Raw genomic sequence first — 21,926 nt, 5'->3', positions numbered from 1 at the left:
CTATTATCTATAGGTGGGGTCTGGGCACAACGCGTTCAAGACCTCTTAACCAAGGATCGAATTGGAGAACGAATCGTGTATCCCCTGTTACCGTGGAAGTGGCTGTCCGGCTTGCTCGGCTTGGTCATCGCGATCGCGGTGTACGTTGACGACGTGGGGCAGTGGTTAGGCGTCTCGGTTCCGGACACGGTTGTCGTCCGCCTTCTGCCGCTCATCCTGCTGGGTGCCTTCTCCGGCTTCTTCGGACCGACCGGCTACTACGCGCCTTGGCGCTTGGTCTGGCGATTGATCCCAAGCCTCAACCGCTGGTTTCCCGACCTCAACGGCGTATGGGTCGGTGCGACGAACTCCAATTGGCCGACCGTGAAGAAGCTCGTCGAGACGGCCCTCAGCACCGGAAAGGTGACAGAGCAGGACCTTCACGACACACCGGAGCAGCGTGACGCGATGGCCGTCCAGATCACCAACTCACTGTTCACGCTGAGGATCGCCGCTGGGCTGAGTTCGACCGAAGGGGAGTCCCACTCAATCACCGCGAAGCCGTGGCGCCACCAGCACACCGACCGCATCCACCTCTCCTACGTTTACCAGCAGCACACGCCGAACCACGCGGCGACCGACGAGGAGAAGCACCTGGGGGCGGCAGACCTAGCGCTGACGGCGGAAGACGGCTCGCTGGCCTCGGGGACCTACTGGACGCGGAGGAGCTGGCGCACTGGGCGCAACACTGCTGGCACGCTGGAGCTGTCTCGACTGTCGGATTGGAGAGAGAAGGGGAAGGGCCTGAGGGACTACGCAGCCGAACACAAGGAACTCATTGAAAAGAAATAGGTTCATCGAGCGACCCTGAAACATCAGGCCGACAATAGAATGCTGTGCTTATTCTGTACTTGGCCCCGAGGGGCGCCACGAAAATCAGCCTAAGTGCTTGATTTTTATGGCTCCGGCGGTAGGGATCGAACCTACGACCAATTGATTAACAGTCAACTGCTCTACCGCTGAGCTACGCCGGAACTGGAGGGCGATATAGCAAGTCGATTCAGTGGCGTCCAGAGGGTCTTGCAGAAAAAACGCACGCAGATCGCGGACGCCTCAGACGCGTCGCCAAAGGGCTTCGGCGGCCAGGGGGCCGTCCGGGGCCGCGAGGGAATGATCCGCCAGATCAATGAGATGAGCCAGAACGTTGCGGGTTGCGGCGGGCAGGAGAGCCGGGGGAGTGTCGGTGTAGATCGCGCGGGCGAGGGCCGCGGGCGTGGCCGGGCCCCTCGACAACACGTCAAGCAGACGAGCGGCGCGGGCGCGGCGGTGGGCGGCAAGTGCCGCGATCCGGCCGGGACCGTCGGGCACCGGGGCGCCATGGGCCGGAAAGAGACGCTGCTCGGGCCGCGCGGCGAGGCGGTCCAGCGAGGCCATGAAGGCGCCGAGATCGCCGTCGGGCGGCGAGACCATGGAGCTGGCCCAGCCCATCACGTGATCGCCGGTGAAAAGCGCGCCCGCGTCGGGCCCGAGCCCGCTCCAGGCGAAGCAAAGGTGATTGCCCATATGGCCCGGCGTATGCAGGGCGGTCAGCGTCCAGCCCTCACCCTCGATCCTGGCGCCGTCGGCAAGCGTCTCGTCCGGGGCAAATCCGGCATCGACGCCCTCGCCGCCGCCGAGCCCGTCAAGCGCCGCCAGATCGGCGCGGCGGCCCGCGCGGCTGTCGCCGAAGGCCAGCACCGGGGCGCCCGTCGCCTCGGCCAGCGGGCGGGACAGCGCGGAATGATCGAGATGGGAATGGGTGACGATGATCCGGCTCACCCGCTCGCCTGGCGCGAGCGCGGCCAGAAGTGCGGCGAGATGCGGCCGCGAGGCCGGGCCGGGGTCGATCACCGTGACCTCGCCTTCGCCGAGAATGTAGCTGTTGGTGCCGCGGAAGGTCATCGGCGAGGGGTTCGGGGCCAGCACGCGGCGCAGCCCGGGCGCAAGCCGCTCGGCCCGGCCGGGTTCGGGGGCAAAGGGCTCGGGGGCGAAGGGCTTGGGGGCTGAGGGCTTGGGGGCTGAGGGGTCGTCCATCATTCCTCTTTCGTCGCGAAGGCGCTGCCGATATGGCTCTAGCATGGTGGACCGCTGGATCAAACGGGTGCTGCCGCGGGGGCTCTACGGCCGGGCCGCGCTGATTCTGATCGTGCCGATCGTGACCATCCAGCTGGTGGTGTCGGTGGTCTTCATCCAGCGTCACTTTGCCGATGTCACCCAGCAGATGACCCGGGCTCTGGTGCTGGAGCTTGCCTATCTGACCCGGATCGTGGATGCGGCGCCTGACCTGGCCGAGGCGCGGACCGAGGCCGGCGCCGTGGCCCGGCCGCTGGGGCTGGGTCTGACGCTGCCCGCCGAGGCGCCGCAGGATGAAAGCCGTCGATTCTACGACCTCTCGGGCGAGACCGTGACCGAGACCCTGCGCCGGGGACTGCCGGGCTTTACCGGGATCGACCTGGCCACCGACACCTCGCGGGTCTGGGTCGGCATCGAGACCGGCAAGGGACCGATGGAGGTGTCGTTCAACCGCGGCCGGGTCTCGGCCTCGAACCCGCATCAACTGCTGGTGCTGATGGTCTTCACCAGTGCGCTGATGACGCTGATCGCCTTCCTGTTCCTGCGCAACCAATTGCGCCCGATCCGGCGCCTGGCCCGTGCCGCCGACGCTTTCGGCAAGGGGCGCCCGATTCCCTACCGACCCTCGGGCGCGACCGAGGTGCGGGCCGCGGGGCGTGCCTTTCTCGACATGCGCGCCCGGATCGAACGCCAGATCGAACAGCGCACGCTGATGCTGTCGGGGGTCAGCCACGATCTGCGCACGCCGCTGACGCGGCTCAAGCTGGAACTGTCGATGGCCGAGGACACGCCGGAAACCCGGGCGATGCTGCGCGACATCAACGACATGGGCCGGATGATCGACACCTTCCTCGACTTCTCGCGCGCCGATGCGCTGGACGATCCCGAGGAGGTCGATCCGGCCGCTCTGCTGGACCGTGTCGCGCAGCGCGCCGGGGCGGCGGAGGGGACGGTCGAGCTGGGCGCCCTGCCGCGCGGCCAAAGGGCCTCGCTGCGGCCGATGGCGGTCGAGCGGGCCTTGCAGAACCTCATCGACAACGGACTGCGGCACGGCAGCCGGGTGGCGGTGTCGCTTTACCTGCGTCCCGGGGCGCTGGTCTTCACGGTCGAGGATGACGGACCGGGTATCCCGGAGGATCAGCGCGAGCTGGCGATGCAGCCCTTTCAGCGGCTGGACGAATCGCGCAACCAGAACCGGGGGTCGGGCGCCGGTCTGGGCCTCGCGATTGCCGCCGACATCGCGCGCGGCCATGGCGGTGCCCTGCATCTGGGCACCAGTGCGCGGCTGGGCGGGCTGCGAGCCGATCTGGTTCTGGCGCGCTAGAGCCGCGGCCCAGACGGCGCCCCTCCGATGGGGCCGGCCGGTTTCGGGCCGGGATACAGGTCGGAAGTCGCAGCCCGGAACCGCCTTGCAGACGGCAACAGGATGCGAAGCCGTCAGGCGTCGGCGGCAGGCCCCAGCCGGTCGAGCAACGCACCGCTTTCGCGGCGCCCAAAGGCGCCGGCCGCGCGGCCGCGCCGGGCGCCAAGCCGGGTGGCGACAAAGGCCTCGGCCACCGCATCGGGGGCGCCGCGCAACAGGACCGACGCCGTCAGCAAAAGTGCGGTTTGTTCGGCATACCAGCGCGCCTCGGCCTCGTTCGGCAGGCCCGGCCAGCGCGCGGCATGGGCGCGCAATTCGGCATCGTAAAGCCGGTCGGCCCCGGCGGCGGCGTGCAGTTCCGCGGCCAGGGCTTCGGCGGCCAGCGGCTCGCGGGCGAGTGTACGCAGGATGTCGAGGCAGATCACGTTGGCCGAGCCTTCCCAGATGCCGTTCAGCGGGGCTTCGCGGTAAAGCATCGGCAGCGGGCTGTCCTCGATATAGCCGTTGCCGCCAAGCACCTCCATCGCCTCGGCGATCATCGGGGCGGCCTGCTTGTTGGTCTGGAACTTGGCCAAAGCCACACCGATCCGGGCCAGCGCGGCCTCTGCCTCCCCGTCCTCCGCCCGGTCGACGGCCGCGGCGACCCGAAGCCCCAGCGCGACCGCGCCTTCGACATCGAGCGCCAGATCGGCCAGCACCGCGCGCATCAGCGGCTGGTCGATCAGCCGCTTCTGAAAGGCGGTGCGATGGGCGACCCAGTGATGCGCCTCGGACAGCGCCGCGCGCATCAGGCCCGCAGGCGCCAGAGCCGTGTCGAGCCGGGTGTGGTGCACCATGGTCAGGATCGTGCGGATGCCATCGCCGATCTCGCCCAGCTGCCAGGCCAGGGCCCGGTCGTATTCGATCTCGGCCGAGGCATTGGACCGGTTGCCGAGCTTGTCCTTCAAGCGCAGCAGGCGGATCGGGTTGCTTCCGCCGGGCAGCCAGCGCGGAACCAGAAAGCAGGTCAGCCCGCCCGGAGCTTGCGCAAGCGTCAGGAAGCCGTCCGACATCGGGGCCGAACAGAACCACTTGTGCCCGGTCAGCCGCCAGGCCTCGCCATCCGGCTCGGCCCGCGTGGCGGTCGCGCGCAGGTCCGACCCGCCCTGCGTTTCGGTCAGCGCCATCCCCAGCGTTGCGCCCTACTTTTCGGCGAGGGGCCGCGGCGCCGGGTCATAGCGGCGCGAAACAAGGAGGGGCTGCCAGGCGGCGGCCAGCGCGTCCGAGGCGGCCAGCGCCGGATGGGCGGCATAGGTCATGGTCAGCGGGCAGCAATGCCCGGGCTCGACCTGTGCGGCCATGTAGACCATCGCGGCATGGGCGGCATGCCCGCCCGGTCCGCCCTCCCAGGGCAGCGCGGCATAGCCCGCGGCGATGCTGGTGCGCATCAGGCAATGCCAGCCGGGGTCGAACCGAACTTCGTCGAGCCGTTGCCCGGCGCTGTCGACCGGCACGAGGTGCGGCACGGTGCGGTTGGCCGCGCGCCCGGCCGCGCGCATCTCGGCGCGGCCCATGTCCCGCCCGTAGGCGGCCAGCGGTGCGTCGGGGGCGCCCGCGCGGGCCGCGGCCTCGCGCAGCGCGGAATCGCTAGCCCAGAGGTCGACGTCGCCGCGGTCGGGCGGCTGGTTGCGGACCTCGACGGGCGCCGAAGAGGCTGGGGGCGGCAGGATCGGCATGGGTTCCTCCACGCAGAAGGATAGGCATGTCGGCTGGATCCTGCCAAGCCTTGCCGCCGCCGAGGGCGCGCCGGAATCCGCCGAATTGTTCCGAGTCTTGCGCTTGCGGTCGGCCGGTCACCTTGCTGCGTCGCGGCGGATCGGCTTGTGGCCGGGCGCAGGGCCGCTATGCTCCGCCGCGCGGAGCCAATGCCACGGGAGAGCGGACCCTCATGCAGAAGATCACCGTCGAGACCACCCCCATCGAAGGCCAGAAACCCGGCACATCGGGGCTGAGGAAGAAGACCCCTGTCTTCATGGGACCGCATTACCTGGAGAATTTCGTCCAGTCGATCTTCACCGCCATTGGCGGCGTGTCGGGCAAGACGCTGGTTCTGGGCGGCGACGGGCGGTATTTCAACGACCGCGCGGCACAGGTGATCCTGCGCATGGCGGCGGCCGGCGGCGCGGACCGGATCGTGGTGGGGCAAGGCGCCCTGTTGTCGACGCCCGCCGCCTCGAACCTGATCCGCAAGCGCGGCACCGATGGCGGGATCATCCTGTCGGCCAGCCACAATCCGGGCGGGCCGGACGAGGATTTCGGGGTGAAGTTCAACACCCCGAATGGCGGCCCCGCGCCCGAGGAGGTGACGAACCGCATCTTCGAGGCGACCCGCACGATCGCCTCCTATGACATCCTCGAGGCGCAGGATCTGGACCTGTCGGCGCCGGGCGAGTTCACGCTCGGCAAGACGGTGGTCGAGGTGGTCGATCCGGTCGCCGACTATGCCGAATTGATGCAGAGCCTGTTCGATTTCGACGCGATCCGACGGTTGATCGCGGGCGGTTTCACGCTTCGGTTCGACGCGATGCATGCGGTGACGGGACCCTATGCCAAGGCGATTCTCGAAGGCGCGCTGGGCGCGCCCGAGGGCAGCGTGATCAACGCGGTGCCGAGCCCCGATTTCGGCGGCGGTCACCCCGACCCGAACCCGATCTGGGCGAAGCCGCTGGTCGATCTGGTGATGGGGCCCGATGCGCCCGATTTCGCCGCCGCCTCGGACGGCGATGGCGACCGCAACATGATTCTCGGGCGCGGCATCGTTGTCACCCCCTCGGACAGCCTGGCCGTGCTGGCGGCGAACGCGGCGCTGGCGCCCGGTTATGCGGGCGGGCTGTCGGGCGTGGCGCGGTCGATGCCGACCTCGCGCGCGGTCGACCGGGTCGCCGAGGCGCTGGGGATCGACTGTTACGAAACGCCTACGGGCTGGAAATTCTTCGGCAATCTGCTCGATGCCGGACGCGCGACGCTTTGCGGCGAGGAAAGCGCGGGAACCGGGTCCGACCATGTGCGCGAGAAGGACGGGCTTTGGGCGGTGCTGCTGTGGCTGAACGTGCTGGCCGGAACCGGGCTGTCGGTCGCGGACACCATGCGGGCGCATTGGCGGGCTTACGGGCGGAACTACTACACCCGGCACGATTACGAGGCTGTGGATCAGGACAAGGCCGAGGCGATGCTGGACGCGTTGCGCGGACGGCTGGCGACTCTGCCGGGGCAGAGCTTTTCCGGGCGGCGGATCGAGATGGCGGATGAATTCGCCTATGACGATCCGGTCGATGGAGCGCGCAGCACCGGGCAGGGGATTCGCATCCATTTCGAGGGCGGCGCCCGGATCGTCTACCGGCTGTCGGGCACCGGGACGGTGGGGGCGACGCTTCGGGTCTATCTTGAAGACTATGTCAGCGACCCGGCCCGGCTCGAGTTGCCGGTCGAGGAGGTTCTGGCCGATGTGATCGCCGCTGCCGACGAGGTCGCGGGCATCCGCGCCCGGACCGGCCGAAGCGCGCCCGACGTGCGGACCTGATCTCTCCCGCCCCGGCGCCGGCACGGGGGCTGCGCCCCCGCTTGGGCCGCGTTGGGCCTGGCGCGCGCTGTCGCGCGCGCGCCTCCGGCGGGGGTATTGGGGCCAAGAAGAAGACGGGCGCCCCCCCCCGGTTCGGTCTTCTTCTTGGTAAAAATACCCGGTTTCGAACGGTCAATCCCGCGCGAAGGGGTCTGTCGGATAGCCGACCCCGGCGAGGTACAGCCCGTCCGGCGGGCAGACCGGTCCGCAGGCCGCGCGGTCGCGCGCCTCTAGGGCGGCCTTGACGCCTTCGGGGGTCCAGGCGCCCGCGCCGACCCGTTCCAGCGTTCCCACGAAGCTGCGCACCTGGTTGTGCAGGAAGCTGCGGGCGCGGACGTGAAAGCGGAATTCGCGGCCGCCGGGATAGGGCATGTCCTCGATGTCGAGCGCGTCGAGCGTCTTGACCGGCGAGGCGGCCTGACACAGCGAGGCGCGGAAGGTGGTGAAGTCGTGTCGGCCCAGCAGGTGGCGCGCGGCCGCCTGCATCGGCGCCAGGTCCAGATCGTGGCCGACCCTCCAGACATGGCCCCTGTCATGCACCAGCGGGGCGCGGCGCGAGACGAGGCGGAAGAGATAGCGCCGCTCGACCGCCGAGAACCGGGCGTGGAACTCTTCCGGCACACGGGCGCAGGCCACCACCGCCACGGGGGCCGGTTTCAGGTGATGGTTCAGCGCCTCCGACAGGCGGAACGGGTCCCAGTCCTTCGCCAGGTCGCAATGTGCGACCTGACCCAGCGCATGGACGCCCGCATCGGTCCGCCCCGCCGCTGCGATCGAGGGCACGTCCTGTTCCAGCCGCGCCAGCGCCGCCTCGACCGCGCCCTGCACCGAAGCGCGGTCGGCCTGGCGTTGCCAGCCGGAGAACGGCGTTCCGTCATATTCGATCTTCAGCGCATAGCGGGGCATGGCGCCCCGGTTACCGCGACAATCCTTCCTTGGCAATCGGGCCGCTTGGGGGCTGGCAGCACGGGCCGGGCATGATTAACTGTCACCCGGACTTCGAAAGGAGCGCCCGGACCTCGAAAGGAGCGACTTTGCGTATCGGCGATCTGGCGGATGGAATGACACGCGGCGTCGAAGGCATCGCCGCCTCGGTTTCCGAGACCTTCATGGAGCCCGTGGTGCGGCTGGGCGTGACCGGCCTGTCGCGCGCGGGCAAGACCGTGTTCATCACCTCGCTGGTGTCAAATCTTCTGGACCGGGGCCGGATGCCACAGCTGCGCGCGGCCGCTTCGGGGGCCATCGTCTCGGCCTATCTGCGGCCTCAGCCCGACAACACCGTGCCGCGTTTCGATTACGAGGCGCATCTGGCGGCGATGACCGGGTCCGAGCCGCACTGGCCCGACTCGACCCGCGCCGTTTCGGAGTTGCGGCTGTCCCTGAAGGTGCGGCCCGGCGGGCTTGGCAGCATCTTCGGCGCGGTGACGGGTCCGCGCACGATCCATGTCGATATCGTCGATTATCCCGGCGAATGGCTGCTGGATCTGGCGCTGATGGACAAGGACTATGCCGAATGGGCGGCCGACACGCTGGGCCGGCTCGACCAGCGGCCGGGGTCAGAGGGCTTCGTCGCGGCGCTGGGCGGGGCCGATCCGGGCGCGCCCTTCGACGAGGCGACGGCACAGATGCTGGCCGCGCGCTTCACCGAGGCGCTGAACATCGCGCGCGAGGCGGGCTTTTCCGACTGCACACCGGGACGTTTCCTGTTGCCGGGCGAGATGGCGGGTTCGCCGGTCCTGACCTTCGCGCCCTTGCCGGTGCCGGGCGGCAGCACGCCCCGCGGCAGTCTCTGGCGCGAGATGGAGCGCCGCTACGAGGCCTACAAGCGCGAGGTGGTCAAACCCTTCTTCCGCGATCATTTCTCGCGGATCGACCGGCAGGTGGTGCTGGTCGATGCGCTGGGGGCGATCCATGCGGGGCCGCGCGCGGTCGAGGATCTGCGCCGCGCGATGACCGAGATCCTCGGCGCCTTCCGGCCCGGGCGGAATGCCTGGCTCACGCGCTTCCTGATGGGCAAGCGGGTCGAGAAGATCCTCTTTGCCGCGACCAAGGCCGACCATCTGCATCATTCCCAGCATGCCCGGCTGACCTCGATCATGCAGGCGCTGATGAAGGAAGCCCGCCGCCGCGCCGATTTCGCGGGGGCCGAGACTGCGGCAATGGCCATTGCCGCGCTGAGGGCCACGGTCGAGGAAACCCGCGAGCAGCGCGGCGAAAGCTATGACTGCGTGCGCGGCACGCTGATGTCGACGGGGCGGCAGACCGCGCTTTACCCGGGCGAGCTGCCCGAGGACCCGGCGCTGTTGCTGGAACCGGCGCGGGACGGGGCCGAGGACTGGCTCGACGGCGATTACCAGGTCATGCATTTCGCCCCGGCCCGGCTGACGCTGAAACCGGGCGAGGGGCCGCCGCATATCCGGCTGGACAAGGCCGCCGAATTCCTGCTGGGAGACCGCCTGAGATGACCCGCCGCCCCGTCGTGTTCGACCTGGAGGACGAGGAGGCGGCGCCCGCGCGGCCCGCGCGCAGGCCCGATCTCCAGCCCGAGGCGTTCTCCGGCCCGCCGCCCCAGGACCCGCCGGTCAGCCCGGCCACGGCGCCGCCGGTGCCCGACGAGGACGAGGACCCGGCCCCCGAGGGGCGTGCCATGCAGACCGTTGCGGCGCTGGCCGCGCGGCGCCCCTCGCGGCTGGCGCGGTTCTTCTGGTCGTCCTTCGTCGCGCTTCTGGGCTTCGTGATCTCGGTCGCGGCCTGGAACTTCGTCTTCGGGCTGTTCGAGCGCAACCAGATCCTCGGCACCATCGCCCTGACGCTGGTCGGGCTGGTCGCGCTGGCCGTGCTGCTGATCGCTCTTCGCGAGATGGCGGCCTTCGCGCGGCTCAGGCGGCTCGACACGCTGCATCACGAGGCCGAGGCGGCCATCGGTGCCAATGACGTCAAGGCGGCCCGGGCGCTGGTCGACCGGCTGACGGGGTTCTATGCCGCGCGCGAGGACACCCGCTGGGGCCGCGCCCGGCTGGCCGAGCGGCGCGACGAGATCTTCGATGCCGACGGCCTGATGGGCCTTGCCGAGCGCGAGCTGCTTTTGCCGCTTGATGCGGCGGCCACCCGCGAGATCGAGGCTGCCGCGCGGCAGGTGGCGACGATCACTGCCATCGTGCCGCTGGCGCTGGCCGATCTGCTGACCGCGCTGACCGCGAATCTCAGGATGATCCGCCGTGTCGCCGAGATCTATGGCGGGCGGGGCGGCGTGCTGGGCTCGATCCGGCTGGCGCGCGCGGTGATGACCCATCTGGTGGCGACCGGCGCGGTCGCGGTGGGCGATGACATGATCGGCTCGATTGCCGGAGGCGGCATGCTGGCCAAGGTCTCGCGCCGCTTCGGCGAGGGCGTGGTCAATGGCGCCCTGACCGCCCGGGTCGGCGTTGCCGCGATGGAGGTCTGCCGACCGCTGCCCTTCCGCGAGGCGCGCAGGCCCTCGGTCAGCGCGCTGGTCAAGCGGGCGCTGACCGGCGTTTTCTCGCGCCCCGATTCCTGACCTGCACGTGACCGCCCAGGCCTGCGACCTGTCTCCGCGCCCCGGCCGATTAACCCTTGTTTGCTTGAGCTTGACGGTCGGACCGGGGTAGACTGGGGGCGGGCCCGGCGACCGGCCGGGCGAACCGGAGATCGAGCGCCATGACACACGCCTTTCCGGCGGCCCTTCTCGGGGCCGCATGCCTTCTTGCTGGCCAGTCCGCGACCGCGAGCACCGTCTACGGGATCGATTTCCCCGCGGGCGATATCTCTTTCGCGGACCGCGTCGTGAGTTTCACGCCGGGTTTCGGCTTTGGCGGCGGCGTGGCGCCCTGCACCGATGCCTCGAACGCGCTGGGCGTGGCCTCGGCCGGCCCCGACAGCTATCTTGGCGAATGCAACGGCTATGTGTCGCTGGGCGAGGGCGGCAGCTTGGTGCTGGGTTTTGACGACAACCTGCTGGTGCCTTCGGGCGATGCCGCGCCCGATCTGCAAGTCTTCGCTGGCGGCGACCATGACGAGCATTTCCTGGTCCTGATCGGGCTGGCGGGCAAGCTGGACGACTGGTTCGCGCTGACCGGCGCCGAAGGCTCGATCTTCCTCGGGGGCTCGATCGGCATCGACATCGATGCCGCGGCTGGGGTGATGCCCGGTATGGCGTTCTCGCGGGTGATGATCGTCGACCTGCCGCGCTACTGCAACACCGCGACCGGGGTGATGGAATGGAGCGTGGGCGAGGCCTGCGGCTTGGATATCCGCCATCTGCCCTATGACGGCCCCTGGGCGGGCGTCGACATCTACGGGTTGGGCGCGATCTCGACGGTTCCGGCGCCGATCCCGCTGCCGGCGGCCGGGCTGATGCTGGCGACCGCACTGGGCGGTCTGGCCGCGCTGCGTCGCCGCAGCAGGGGGTAGCGGCGCTTTACCTTGGTCCGGCCGCTGTCTATAGACACGGCATGCCTTGTTCTGTCCGGCCGATCCGTCGAATTACGGGCCCGGCGCTCTGATCCGGAGCGACCGGGCAAAGGCGCTTGACCCGTCGCGCCGAACTTTCCAGACATCATCAAGACCGTAATCCGGATCGCATTCCGAGGATTCCTGCCATGTGTGCCGATACACCCGACTATAAAGACACCGTCTTCCTGCCCGAGACCGATTTTCCGATGCGCGCGGGCCTGCCCGCCCGCGAGCCCGCCTGGCTGGAGCGGTGGGAGCGGATCGGCATCTACGACCGGCTGCGCGAAAAAGAGGGGCGGGCGCCGTTCACGCTGCATGACGGCCCGCCCTATGCCAACGGGCATCTGCATATCGGCCACGCCCTGAACAAGATCCTCAAGGACTTCATCGTCCGCAGCCAACAGATGATGGGCCGCGACGCGCGCTATGTGCCCGGCTGGGACTGCCACGGCCTGCCCATCGAGTGGAAGATCGAGGAACAGTACCGCGCCAAGGGGCTCGACAAGGACAAGGTCGATGTCGTCGATTTCCGCCAGGAATGCCGCCGCTTCGCCGAAGGCTGGATCGACGTCCAGCGCGAGGAGTTCAAGCGCCTCGGCGTCACCGGCAACTGGGCCGATCCCTATCTGACCATGAACTTCCATGCCGAGGCGGTGATCGCCGAGGAGTTCATGAAGTTCCTGATGAACGGCTGCCTCTATCAGGGCTCGAAACCGGTGATGTGGTCGCCGGTGGAAAAGACCGCGCTGGCCGAGGCCGAGGTGGAATACCACGACCATCAAAGCCACACGATCTGGGTGAAGTTCCCGATTGTTTCGGGGGCGTCCGAGGCGCTGGACGGCGCGCAGGTGGTGATCTGGACCACGACGCCCTGGACCATCCCGCAGAACCGCGCGGTCTGCTTCGGCCCCGAGATCGGCTATGGGCTTTACGAGGTCACGGCCACGCCCGAGGAATGCTGGGCGAAGGCTGGCGACCGCTTCATCCTTGCCGATGCGCTGGCCGAAAGCGTGCTCGGCGCGGCCCGGCTGACCCCGGACATGTGGACCCGCGTGGCCGATGTGTCCGCCGACGCGCTGGGCGCACTGACGCTCGCGCATCCCTTCCGCGGCGTCGAGGGCGGCGCGGGCGAGTGGGATTTCAACGTGCCGGTCCTGCCGGGCGATCACGTGACCGACGACGCGGGCACGGGCTTTGTCCATACCGCGCCCAGCCATGGCGACGACGACTATCAGATCGGCCTGAAATTCGGCCTGCCGATGACCTATAACGTGCTGGAGGACGGGTCTTTCCGGCCCGACCTGCCGCTGTTCGGCGGCGCGGTCATCATCCGGCCCGACGGCAAGGAGGGCGACGCCAACCGCCGGGTCATCGACACCCTGGTCGAGGTCGGTGCGCTGATCGCGCGCGGGCGGCTCAAGCACAGCTATCCGCATAGCTGGCGGTCCAAGGCGCCGCTGATCTACCGCAACACGCCGCAATGGTTCGCGGCCATCGACCACACGCTGGACGACGGCATGGGCACCTATGGCGACACGATCCGTCAGCGCGCGCTGGCCTCGATCGACCAGCTGGTGAAATGGACGCCGCAATCGGGCCGCAACCGCATCCATTCGATGATCGAGTCGCGCCCCGACTGGGTGCTGTCGCGCCAGCGCGCCTGGGGCGTGCCGCTGACCTGCTTCGTCAAGACCGGCGCCAAGCCCACCGATCCCGATTTCCTGTTGAAGGACCCCGCCGTCAACGCGCGCATCACCGCCGCCTTCGAGGCCGAAGGGGCCGATGCCTGGTACGCCCCCGGCGCCAAGGAGCGCTTCCTCGGCAACGATTACAACGCCGATGACTATACCCAGGTCTTCGACGTGCTGGACGTGTGGTTCGACAGCGGCTCGACCCATGCCTTCGTGCTGCGCGACCGCGCCGACGGCACGGCGGACGGCATCGCCGACCTTTATCTCGAAGGCACCGACCAGCACCGGGGCTGGTTCCATTCCTCGATGCTGCAGGCCTGCGGCACGCTGGGCCGCGCGCCCTATCGCGGTGTGCTGACCCATGGCTTCACGCTGGACGAGAAGGGCAACAAGATGTCCAAATCGCTCGGCAACACCATCGTGCCCGAGGAGGTCGTCAAGCAATATGGTGCCGATATCCTCCGGCTCTGGGTGGCGCAGACCGACTATACCAACGACCAGCGGATCGGCCCCGAGATCCTCAAGGGCGTGGCCGACAGCTATCGGCGGCTGCGCAATACCATGCGCTTCATGCTGGGCAACCTCGCGGGCTTCTCCGAGGCCGAGACGGTCGCGCCTGCCGACATGCCCGAACTGGAACGCTGGGTGCTGCACCGGCTGGCCGAACTGGATGAACGGGTGCGCGCGGGCTATGACGCCTATGACTTCCAGGGCGTGTTCCAGGCGCTGTTCAACTTCTGCACTGTGGACCTTTCGGCCTTCTATTTCGACATCCGCAAGGACGCGCTTTATTGCGACGCGGCCGACTCGGCGACCCGGCGGGCGGCGCGGACCGTACTGGATCTGCTGTTCCAGCGGCTGACGACCTGGCTCGCGCCGATCCTCGTCTTCACCATGGAGGATGTGTGGCTCTCGCGCTTCCCCGAGGATGAGGGCTCGGTCCATCTGCAGGATATCCCCGAAACGCCGGCCGACTGGCGCGACGAGGCGCTGGCGGCGAAATGGGCGGGCATCCGTCAGGTGCGCCGCGTGGTGACCGCCGCGCTCGAGATCCAGCGCCAGGACAAGGTGATCGGCGCCAGCCTCGAGGCCGCGCCGGTCGTGCATGTGCGCGATGCCGAAGTGCTGAAGGCGCTGAAATCGGTCGATTTCGCCGATATCTGCATCACCTCGGCGGTGCAGCTCAGCGGCGACCCGCGCCCGCAAGAGGCGTTCCGCCTGCCCGATGTCGATGGCGTCGGCGTGGTCTTCGAAAAGGCCGAGGGCGAGAAATGCGGCCGCTGCTGGAAGATCCTGCCCGATGTGGGCCAGCACGCACATCCGCAGACCTGCGGGCGCTGCAGCGCGGCCCTGGGCTGAGACGATGCGGGGGCCGGATCGACCCGGCCCCCATCCTTGTCGCCGGATCAGGCAGCGGCCCCCGAGAACAGCGCCTTGGTGTTCTGGAAGGTGGCAACGCCGGTCTGCAGCGCCAACTGGTCCTTGAAGACCGACCGGTCGAACGAGCTGTCGGTCTGGAACTCGCTCTGCAGCAGCCCGGTGGTCGAATCCGGCGGCGGCGTCTGGCGGTTGGCCGCAATGTCCGACCGGGCGGCCGCCTTGTCCTCATCGCCGACCGACACCGCCCGGTTGTCCGGATCGAGGAAGTCCGCGATCCGGCTCAGGGCGCTGTCCCGGGTCGAAGGCTGGCTGTTCCCCGTCAGATCGTAGGGGCCAGCGGCCTCTTCCGGAGACTTTGCGGCCTCGGTCTCGAGCTCCATCATGCTTTTCACGAGGTTCTCGGTGGCGCCTGGAGTTCCGAGGTCTTCCCTGCGCTTTTCCGGTTGGGACAGCGACAGAAGGCTATCGCCATTGGTATCGACATCCGACTTGGCGTTGGCGTCGATCAGGTTCGCGAGGCCGGTGCTGGCGACCTCGCCATAGGACAGGCCGCCATCCTTGTCCTTGTCGATCTGGCTCAGGATGTCCGTTGCGGACTGGGCCTGGCCGGAGGCGGCAGGCCCCTGTTGGCGGGAATCGATATGTAGCGCCTTGCGTGCTGCAGCGACGCCCCAGGCGGAGAAGTCGCCTGCGATTGGTGCGGTCATGGTCTCTCCTTCTGAGCAGACAGGTGGAGCCCCATGCTCGGAAGAAGAGGTTGGTCAAACCTGAACGGACCCCCTGCGGAAGCCCCGGGCGGGGCTGGTTTTTCCGCAGGATTTGTCCGGATTTGAAAGCGTCTGGCCGAAGGGTCCCGGGCGCGCGATGGGCCGTCGGGCAAACGGTCCTCGGGTGATCCCGAGACTCATGACGGGTACATTCCCCCGGCCATCAAGCCAGGGGGCAGGCGGTGGGACAAAGATGACGGCGCGGCCTCGGTCAGGCAACTTTTTCCGTCAGCATCCGCTGCATCGCGGTATAAAGCGCCTCGGCCTGGGTCGAGGCCTGGTCGGCCGACGAACCGGTATCGCTCAGGCTGGACAGAACGCCCTGAACGATCGATTCGGTCTGGCTGGGCGGCGGCGGCGGCGTGTCCGCGGCCAGATCGGCGGCGTCCTGCAGCAGAGTCAGCGCGGCCGAGGTCGCTGTGCCGCTGTCGGATTCCGACGTATCGTCGGTCGTCGTCAGGACCAGAGAGGACTCGGACTCGTCGCTTTCGTCACTTTCCTGGGCTTCGAGCAGCTTGAGAAGCGTTTCCTCCTCGGTCTTGGCGGACGCGGTGGAGGACTCCTGTGGCGGTGGCGGTGGCGGCGGGGCCTGCCGCGCCGCACCAAGCCCGGTCAGGGCCGAGCTGGTCATCGAGATATTCATGGCTGTCCTTTCCAGCAGTCACAATCGAGCGGGACCGCGTCGGGGGAGGGGGGACACGCTCCGGCTGCCGCCATTGAACACTCGAATGGTGGACCAAATGAGGCGGAAAGCTGGCATATGCCGACAATTTCCTCGATCCGGGGGCGACCCGATCCGGGCGCTCAGGCTTTCGGATGGGCCGCGTCGTAGACGTCCAGAAGCCGTGCCGTATCGACAGCCGTATAGGCCTGCGTGGTCGACAGCGAGGCATGGCCCAGCAGTTCCTGAATGGTCCTGAGATCGCCCCCCGCCGCCAGCAGATGTGTGGCGAAACTGTGGCGAAGCGCATGCGGCGTGGCCGAGGCGGGCAGGCCCAGCCGGGCGCGCGCGCCTTCCATCGCCCGGGCCACCATCCGCGGGTTCAGCGCCCCGCCGCGCGCGCCCCGAAACAGAGGCCCGTCGGGCACAAGATCGAACGGGCAGAGGTCCAGATAGGCGGCGACCGCCTCGCGCGCGGCCGGCAGGACCGGAACCAGCCGCTCCTTGCCGCCCTTGCCGCGAATCCGCAGCACGTCGGGCAGGGGGGCATCGCGGCCCCTGAGCCCCAGCGCCTCGGAGATCCGGAGCCCCGAGCCATATAGAAGCGTCGCCACCGCCGCGTCGCGCGCGGCGATCCAGGGCACCTCGGGGGTGTCGCCCAGATCGGCGATCACCGCCCGGGCCGCGTCCTCGGGCAGCGGGCGCGGCAGCTTGCGGGTGAATTTCGGCGCGCGCACCGACAGCACGGCGGTCGGCTCGAAGCCTTCGCGTCGGCCGAACCAGCGAAAGAAGCCCTTGACCGCCGACAGCGCCCGCGCCAGCGACCGCGGCCCCAGCCCGCGGCTGCGTTCATGTGCCATCCAGGCGCGCAGGTCGCGCAGCTCGATCCTGGCCAGCCGCGCGGGGCCTGCGGGCTCGCCGTCATACTCGGCCAGAAAGGCCAGAAAGCCCCGCAGATCGGTCGCATAGGCCCGGATCGTGGCCTCGGAGGCGCCGTCGATGGCGCGCTCCTCGGCCAGCCAGGCCTCGAGCGCGTCGCGCAGCGCCGGGCTGAGCGCGAGGCTCATGCCAGCCAGCGCCGCAGCACCCTTTCGACGGCATCGGCGAAGAACTCCATCAGGTCGGTGCCCTGATTGGGGGTGAACTGCTGCGGATCGGCCGACCCCAGTGCCAGCAGCGCGGGCAGCCGGGCCTCGCCCAGATCCAGCGTCAAAAGCGCTTCGGACCTCAGCTCGGCGGCGCGGCTGCCATAGATCGACTCGCAATGCGGCCCGGTGCGGCGCAGCACGATTCGGCGCGGCGGCCGGCTGGTGCCGTTTCCGGCATAGCTCCGGGCAAATCCCGCAGTCATCACCCGCACCGCGCCGCCGGGCGCGGCCAGCGCCGTCTCTGCCCGGTCGCCGTCGGTTTCCAGAACCAGCCGCACGCAATCGACGCGCAGGATCGCGGCCAGATCGTCGTCCAGAAGCCCCAGCAGGGTTTCGAAATCGGGCGCCTCCAGCAGGCGCAGCACCGCGCGGTGGATCTGGTTGGTGCCCGCGAGGTTTTCGTAGGCGGCGGCGATCACCGACCGGTGGGTCTCTTCCAGCCGGTCGAGCCGCGCCTCGAGCCGTTCCATCGCGATGCCGCGCAGATCGACGATGTTGGCGCCCATCATCTTGTCATTGGCCGCGACCAGGGCGCGCATCACGTCAGGGTCGTCGAGGATCACCTTGGGCTCGTTGATGATCCTCGCGCGAAGATCGTCCGCTATCGCTGCGGTGCTGCTCATGTTTTCTGCCTCGTATGTGTCGTGTTTTGAGGCAGGATACACCAGGCTCAGAGGATTTTCTGCCCCGTTTTTTGCCAGTCGGCCATGAATGCGGCGAGCCCCTTGTCGGTCAGCGGATGCGCGGCCATGGATTGCAGCACCGCGGGCGGCGCGGTCACGACATCGGCACCGATCTTGGCGGCCTCGCTGATATGGTTGACCGAGCGGATCGAGGCCGCGAGGATCTCGGTCTTGTAGTCGTAGTTGTTGTAGATCGTGCGGATATCGGCGATCAGGTCCAGACCGTCGAGGTTGATGTCGTCAAGCCGCCCGATGAAGGGCGAGACGAAGGTGGCACCGGCCTTGGCGGCAAGGATCGCCTGCGCGGCGGAAAAACACAGCGTGACATTGACCATGTGCCCTTCGCCGGAAAGCGTCTTGCAGGCCTTCAGCCCGTCCCAGGTCAGCGGCACCTTGACCGCGATGTTCGACGCGATCTGCGCCAGCTTGCGGCCTTCCTCGATCATGGCATCGGCGCCGGTCGCCACCACCTCGGCCGAGACCGGGCCGTCGACCAGGTCGCAGATCTCTTTCGTGACCTCGAGGATGTCGCGGCCCGATTTCAGGATCAGCGAGGGGTTGGTGGTCACGCCATCCACGATCCCCAGATCGTGGAGTTCGCGGATTGCCTCGATATCGGCGGTATCGACGAAGAATTTCATGAAAGCCTCCCCGGGCCTTGCTGCAATCGGTCGCGCCGGTGATAGCCGATGCGGGGCCGGGCCGAAACCCCGGCCGGGCGGGACGACGCCATGAGGGAGGTTTTTCCCGAAGGGGCGCGGGTGGGCGTGCTGACCGCGCAGCCGCTGGGCCGGGTGCTCGACTATCTCGCGCCCGAGGGGGGCTGCGGGCTTGGCGATTATGTCGAGGTGCCGCTGGGCCCGCGCCGGGTGATGGGGGTGGTCTGGGGGCCGGGCGAGGGCGGCTTCGATGCCGCGAAACTGCGCCGGGTCGGCCGCGTTCTGGACGCCGTCCCGATGCGGGACGAGATGCGGGCCTTTCTGACCCGGGCGGCCGACTACACGCTGACGCCCTTGTCGTTGATGCTGCGGCTTGCCACCCGGACGCCGGGCTTGGGCGAGGCGCCGGGCGCGCTTAGGGTTTACCGCCGGGGCGAGGGCCAGCCCGACCGGATGACCCCGCCGCGCGCCCGCGTGCTGGAGGTGCTGGAGGCCTTCGGCGGGCTGTCCTTCACCTTGTCGGAACTGGCGGCCGAGGCAGGGGTTTCGGCCGGGGTGGTCAAGGGGCTGGTGCCCTCGGGCGCGGTGCTGGAAGAGGATCTGCCGCGCGACCGGCCCTATCCCCGGCTCGATCCTGCGCGGCCCGGCAAGGCGCTGGCCGAGGATCAGGCTGCGGCCGCGCAGGCGCTGTGCGCGGGGATTGCCTCGGGGGGCTATGGCACGACGCTTCTGAAGGGCGTGACCGGTTCGGGCAAGACCGAGGTCTATCTCGAGGCCGTTGCCGCCTGCCTGCGGCAGGGCCGCCAGGCGCTTGTGCTTCTGCCCGAGATCGCACTGACCGCCGAGTTCCTGACCCGGGTCGAGGCCCGTTTCGGCGCGCGCCCCGCCGAATGGCATTCGGGCGTGACCTCGGTCGAGCGGCGCAGGCTGTGGCGGATGGCGGGCGAGGGCGCCGCGCAGCTTGTGGTGGGCGCGCGCTCGGCGCTGTTCCTGCCGTTTCAGGATCTTGGTCTCATCGTTGTCGATGAGGAGCACGACAGCTCCTACAAGCAGGAAGAGGGGGTTCTCTACAATGCGCGCGACATGGCGGTGCTGCGGGCCTCGCTTTGTTCGGCGCAGGTGGTGCTGGCCTCGGCCACGCCCTCGCTGGAAAGCTGGGCCAATGCCGATGCGGGAAAATACGCGCGGCTCGATCTGGCGGCGCGGTTCGGCACCGCGACCCTGCCCGAGATGGCCGCCATCGACATGCGCGCCGAAGACACGGCACCCGGGCGCTGGATCTCGCCCGCGCTCGAAGCCGAGGTTCGGGCGCGGCTCGGGGCCTCGCGGCAGTCGCTTCTGTTCCTGAACCGGCGGGGCTATGCGCCGCTGACGGTCTGCCGCGCCTGCGGCCACATGATCGGCTGCGATCATTGCGACGCGCGGATGGTCGAGCATCGCTTCCAGCAGCGGCTGGTCTGCCACCAATGCGGCGAGACGAAGCCCATTCCCGAGACCTGCCCCTCCTGCGGGGTCTCGGGCAAGCTGGCGCCGGTCGGCCCCGGGGTCGAGCGGCTGGCCGAAGAGGCGGTGGCGCTGTTCCCCGAGGCGCGGGTCGCGGTGCTGTCGTCCGACCTGTTCGGGTCCGCCCGCGCGCTCAAGGCCCAGATCGAGGCCATCGCGGGGGGCGAGGCCGATATCATCATCGGCACCCAGCTGGTCGCCAAGGGCCACAACTTTCCGCTGCTGACGCTGGTCGGCGTGATCGATGCCGATCTGGGCCTGCAGGGCTCGGACCTGCGCGCGGCCGAGCGCACCTTCCAGCTGATGCGCCAGGTCGCGGGGCGGGCCGGGCGCGGGGCCGAGCGGGGGCTGGCGCTGTTGCAGACCTATCAGCCCGAGCATCCGGTGATCCGGGCGATCCTGACCGGCGACGAGGAGGGCTTCTGGCGCGCCGAGGCCGAGGAACGCCGCGCGGCCGGGATGCCGCCCTATGGACGGATGGCGGGGATCATCCTCTCGGCGCCCGAGGCGAAACCCGCCTTCGATCTGGGCACGTGGCTTGCGCGCAATGACGGCGCGCTCAGGCGGGTGGGGGCGCAGGTCTTCGGCCCGGCGCCCGCGCCGGTCGCGCGCATTCGCGGCCGCCACCGGGTCCGGCTGCTGGTCAAGGCACCGAAGGGCGTGCCGCTGCAGGCCGCAATCGCCGACTGGATCGCGCCGGTCAAGCTGCCGCCGAACCTGCGGCTTGCGGTCGATATCGACCCGCAAAGCTTCATGTGAGGCTCAGACCGGGCGCGCGGCGCCGTGCGGCTGGTCGATCAGGTAATCGGTCGCCATCGCGCCGAGCCACATGCTGAACAGCGCGAGCCAGGCGGTCCCCGCGAAGATCGAGGCCCCGGTCACGCCCGCCCCGATGGAACACCCGCCCGCCAGCATCCCCCCGAAGCCCATCAGCGCCGCGCCGATCATCGCCTTGCGCATGTTGACCTCGGATTCGAAGCCCTGCAGCCGCAGATCGCCCCCGACCCAGGCGGCGGCGAAGGCCCCCAGGAACACGCCCGGCACCAGCCCGATGTCGAATTGCAGGACCGCCGGGCGTTCGAGGAAGAACATCAGCGTGTTGGCCGAGGGGCCGGTGAAGGTCAGGCTCTGGACCTGCACCGGATCGAAGGCGACCTGCGAGAGCCCGAAGGTCAGCACCCAGCCGACCGCCACGGCAAAGCCCACCCCGGCCCCGAAGACAAGCTTGCGGAACGAGATCCGGTTGCGCCGCGCCAGATACAGCGCCAGCACCGCGATCATCAGGCCAAGCCCCAGCCCGCTTTCGCGCGGCAGGCCGAACCCGCCCAGCAGATCGCTGTTGCGCCCGCCCGCCGTGACCCAAAGCCCCGCGATCCGGTCGCGCAAGGGCGCGAGCCAGCCATGCAGGCTCATCTGCCCGACCACGGCGAAGATCAGCCCCGAGACGACCGAGCGCAGGTTGCCGGTCGCGGCCAGCACCAGCATCCGTCCGGCGCAGCCTCGCGCCAGCACCATGCCGATGCCGAAAAGAAGACCCCCCGCGATCGCCCCCGACCACGAGCCCGGTACCGCCATGATCCGCGCATCCCCCGACCGCATCAGGCCCGACAGCTCGGCCGCCTGGACCCAGACCAGCGCGGTCGAGAAGCACAGAAGCCAGACCGCCAGCCGGGCGCCAAGCTGGCCACGCGCGACCTCGACCGCCGCCGCGCGCAGGCAAAAGGCCGAGCGCTGCGCCGCGACCCCGAAAATCCCCCCGGCGATCAGGCCGAACAGTGCAGCTGTCGGTCCCTCGCCGATGCGCTCCACCAGCTGGACGATATCCATGCAGATCTCCTCTCTCCCTGGGCAAGGGTTCTGCCCCGGCCCGGCCCGGCCTGCCTTGATCTGGGTCAGCCCTTTACGGCCC

At 69.1% G+C, this 21,926-nt stretch carries 16 protein-coding genes, 1 tRNA gene and 1 pseudogene; 8 read left to right on the top strand and 10 right to left on the bottom strand.

Annotated features, from left to right (window positions below):
• The first annotated feature begins 120 nt into the window (after positions 1–120).
• Entirely contained in the window at positions 121–831 is a 711-nt protein-coding gene (locus DSD19_RS08985) for a hypothetical protein (RefSeq protein ID WP_133260391.1), read from the top strand.
• Between the two features lie 107 nt (positions 832–938).
• Here the strand turns inward: DSD19_RS08985 and DSD19_RS08980 are convergent.
• A tRNA-Asn gene (locus tag DSD19_RS08980) sits at positions 939–1,013 on the bottom strand.
• Between the two features lie 79 nt (positions 1,014–1,092).
• On the bottom strand, positions 1,093–2,052 hold the full coding sequence (locus DSD19_RS08975) for an MBL fold metallo-hydrolase (RefSeq protein WP_113669325.1): 960 nt from the start codon (positions 2,050–2,052) through the stop codon (positions 1,093–1,095).
• Between the two features lie 43 nt (positions 2,053–2,095).
• Between DSD19_RS08975 and DSD19_RS08970 the strand changes: the two genes are divergently transcribed.
• Positions 2,096–3,415 carry an ATP-binding protein gene (locus tag DSD19_RS08970; protein WP_075785403.1) on the top strand — a complete coding sequence of 440 codons (1,320 nt, stop codon included), beginning with the start codon at positions 2,096–2,098 and terminating at the stop codon, positions 3,413–3,415.
• A 113-nt stretch (positions 3,416–3,528) separates the two neighbouring features.
• Here DSD19_RS08970 and DSD19_RS08965 read toward each other — a convergent pair.
• Positions 3,529–5,169: pseudogene (locus DSD19_RS08965) on the bottom strand (acyl-CoA dehydrogenase family protein).
• Positions 5,170–5,381: 212 nt separating this feature from the next.
• Between DSD19_RS08965 and DSD19_RS08960 the strand changes: the two are divergent.
• Complete coding sequence (locus DSD19_RS08960; RefSeq protein ID WP_113669324.1) at positions 5,382–7,013, top strand: alpha-D-glucose phosphate-specific phosphoglucomutase; 1,632 nt, start codon at positions 5,382–5,384, stop codon at positions 7,011–7,013.
• Positions 7,014–7,184: 171 nt separating this feature from the next.
• Here the strand turns inward: DSD19_RS08960 and truA are convergent, their stop codons facing one another.
• Positions 7,185–7,958, bottom strand: a complete 774-nt coding sequence (gene truA / locus DSD19_RS08955; RefSeq protein WP_113669323.1) for a tRNA pseudouridine(38-40) synthase TruA — start codon at positions 7,956–7,958, stop codon at positions 7,185–7,187.
• Between the two features lie 128 nt (positions 7,959–8,086).
• On the opposite strand from truA, the gene DSD19_RS08950 reads away from it, so the two are divergent.
• From DSD19_RS08950 to ileS, 4 genes are all read left to right on the top strand, one after another.
• Positions 8,087–9,517 (top strand): YcjX family protein, encoded by a 1,431-nt coding sequence (locus tag DSD19_RS08950; RefSeq protein WP_113669322.1) that lies wholly within the window; start codon positions 8,087–8,089, stop codon positions 9,515–9,517.
• Complete coding sequence (locus DSD19_RS08945; protein WP_113669321.1) at positions 9,514–10,590, top strand: YcjF family protein; 1,077 nt, start codon at positions 9,514–9,516, stop codon at positions 10,588–10,590. The genes DSD19_RS08950 and DSD19_RS08945 overlap by 4 nt, the downstream gene beginning before the upstream one ends.
• Before the next feature lie 266 nt (positions 10,591–10,856).
• Positions 10,857–11,483 carry a VPLPA-CTERM sorting domain-containing protein gene (locus DSD19_RS08940; protein ID WP_243627843.1) on the top strand — a complete coding sequence of 209 codons (627 nt, stop codon included), beginning with the start codon at positions 10,857–10,859 and terminating at the stop codon, positions 11,481–11,483.
• Between the two features lie 188 nt (positions 11,484–11,671).
• The gene (gene ileS, locus DSD19_RS08935) at positions 11,672–14,575 is read left to right on the top strand and encodes an isoleucine--tRNA ligase (protein WP_113669319.1); all 2,904 of its coding nucleotides are present in this window, start codon (positions 11,672–11,674) and stop codon (positions 14,573–14,575) included.
• A gap of 47 nt (positions 14,576–14,622) precedes the next feature.
• Here ileS and DSD19_RS08930 read toward each other — a convergent pair whose 3' ends face one another.
• The 5 genes from DSD19_RS08930 to fsa form a co-directional block, all read right to left on the bottom strand.
• The gene (locus DSD19_RS08930) at positions 14,623–15,303 is read right to left on the bottom strand and encodes a hypothetical protein (RefSeq protein WP_113669318.1); all 681 of its coding nucleotides are present in this window, start codon (positions 15,301–15,303) and stop codon (positions 14,623–14,625) included.
• A 271-nt stretch (positions 15,304–15,574) separates the two neighbouring features.
• Positions 15,575–16,006 carry a hypothetical protein gene (locus tag DSD19_RS21770; protein ID WP_075785412.1) on the bottom strand — a complete coding sequence of 144 codons (432 nt, stop codon included), beginning with the start codon at positions 16,004–16,006 and terminating at the stop codon, positions 15,575–15,577.
• A 161-nt stretch (positions 16,007–16,167) separates the two neighbouring features.
• Complete coding sequence (locus DSD19_RS08925; protein ID WP_113669317.1) at positions 16,168–17,091, bottom strand: tyrosine recombinase XerC; 924 nt, start codon at positions 17,089–17,091, stop codon at positions 16,168–16,170.
• Complete coding sequence (locus DSD19_RS08920; RefSeq protein WP_075785414.1) at positions 17,088–17,795, bottom strand: DUF484 family protein; 708 nt, start codon at positions 17,793–17,795, stop codon at positions 17,088–17,090. Before DSD19_RS08920 ends, DSD19_RS08925 begins: the two co-directional genes overlap by 4 nt.
• A gap of 47 nt (positions 17,796–17,842) precedes the next feature.
• Positions 17,843–18,496, bottom strand: coding sequence for a fructose-6-phosphate aldolase (fsa, locus tag DSD19_RS08915; protein WP_113669316.1), 654 nt, complete (start codon positions 18,494–18,496; stop codon positions 17,843–17,845).
• Between the two features lie 90 nt (positions 18,497–18,586).
• On the opposite strand from fsa, the gene DSD19_RS08910 reads away from it, so the two are divergent.
• Positions 18,587–20,776: a primosomal protein N' gene (locus DSD19_RS08910; protein WP_113669315.1), complete on the top strand. Its 2,190-nt coding sequence runs from the start codon at positions 18,587–18,589 to the stop codon at positions 20,774–20,776.
• A 3-nt stretch (positions 20,777–20,779) separates the two neighbouring features.
• Here the strand turns inward: DSD19_RS08910 and DSD19_RS08905 are convergent, their stop codons facing one another.
• Complete coding sequence (locus tag DSD19_RS08905) at positions 20,780–21,844, bottom strand: YeeE/YedE family protein (protein ID WP_113669314.1); 1,065 nt, start codon at positions 21,842–21,844, stop codon at positions 20,780–20,782.
• Positions 21,845–21,926 lie beyond the last annotated feature (82 nt).

Origin of the sequence: Rhodovulum sp. BSW8 (genome assembly GCF_003314725.1) — a bacterium.
Lineage (GTDB): Bacteria > Pseudomonadota > Alphaproteobacteria > Rhodobacterales > Rhodobacteraceae > Rhodovulum > Rhodovulum visakhapatnamense.
Note: the sequence above shows the minus strand (reverse complement) of the source record. Positions and strands in the feature narration are given on the sequence as shown.

What these genes read in the sequence shown, in the direction of transcription:
- truA (WP_113669323.1), bottom strand. Translation starts at nt 7,958, where the DNA reads ATGCCCCGCTATGCGCTGAAGATCGAATATGACGGAACGCCGTTCTCC.
- ileS (WP_113669319.1), top strand. Translation starts at nt 11,672, where the DNA reads ATGTGTGCCGATACACCCGACTATAAAGACACCGTCTTCCTGCCCGAG.
- DSD19_RS08905 (WP_113669314.1), bottom strand. Translation starts at nt 21,844, where the DNA reads ATGGATATCGTCCAGCTGGTGGAGCGCATCGGCGAGGGACCGACAGCT.
- DSD19_RS21770 (WP_075785412.1), bottom strand. Translation starts at nt 16,006, where the DNA reads ATGAATATCTCGATGACCAGCTCGGCCCTGACCGGGCTTGGTGCGGCG.
- fsa (WP_113669316.1), bottom strand. Translation starts at nt 18,496, where the DNA reads ATGAAATTCTTCGTCGATACCGCCGATATCGAGGCAATCCGCGAACTC.
- DSD19_RS08920 (WP_075785414.1), bottom strand. Translation starts at nt 17,795, where the DNA reads ATGAGCAGCACCGCAGCGATAGCGGACGATCTTCGCGCGAGGATCATC.
- DSD19_RS08910 (WP_113669315.1), top strand. Translation starts at nt 18,587, where the DNA reads ATGAGGGAGGTTTTTCCCGAAGGGGCGCGGGTGGGCGTGCTGACCGCG.
- DSD19_RS08925 (WP_113669317.1), bottom strand. Translation starts at nt 17,091, where the DNA reads ATGAGCCTCGCGCTCAGCCCGGCGCTGCGCGACGCGCTCGAGGCCTGG.
- DSD19_RS08930 (WP_113669318.1), bottom strand. Translation starts at nt 15,303, where the DNA reads ATGACCGCACCAATCGCAGGCGACTTCTCCGCCTGGGGCGTCGCTGCA.
- DSD19_RS08975 (WP_113669325.1), bottom strand. Translation starts at nt 2,052, where the DNA reads ATGGACGACCCCTCAGCCCCCAAGCCCTCAGCCCCCAAGCCCTTCGCC.
- DSD19_RS08945 (WP_113669321.1), top strand. Translation starts at nt 9,514, where the DNA reads ATGACCCGCCGCCCCGTCGTGTTCGACCTGGAGGACGAGGAGGCGGCG.
- DSD19_RS08960 (WP_113669324.1), top strand. Translation starts at nt 5,382, where the DNA reads ATGCAGAAGATCACCGTCGAGACCACCCCCATCGAAGGCCAGAAACCC.
- DSD19_RS08970 (WP_075785403.1), top strand. Translation starts at nt 2,096, where the DNA reads ATGGTGGACCGCTGGATCAAACGGGTGCTGCCGCGGGGGCTCTACGGC.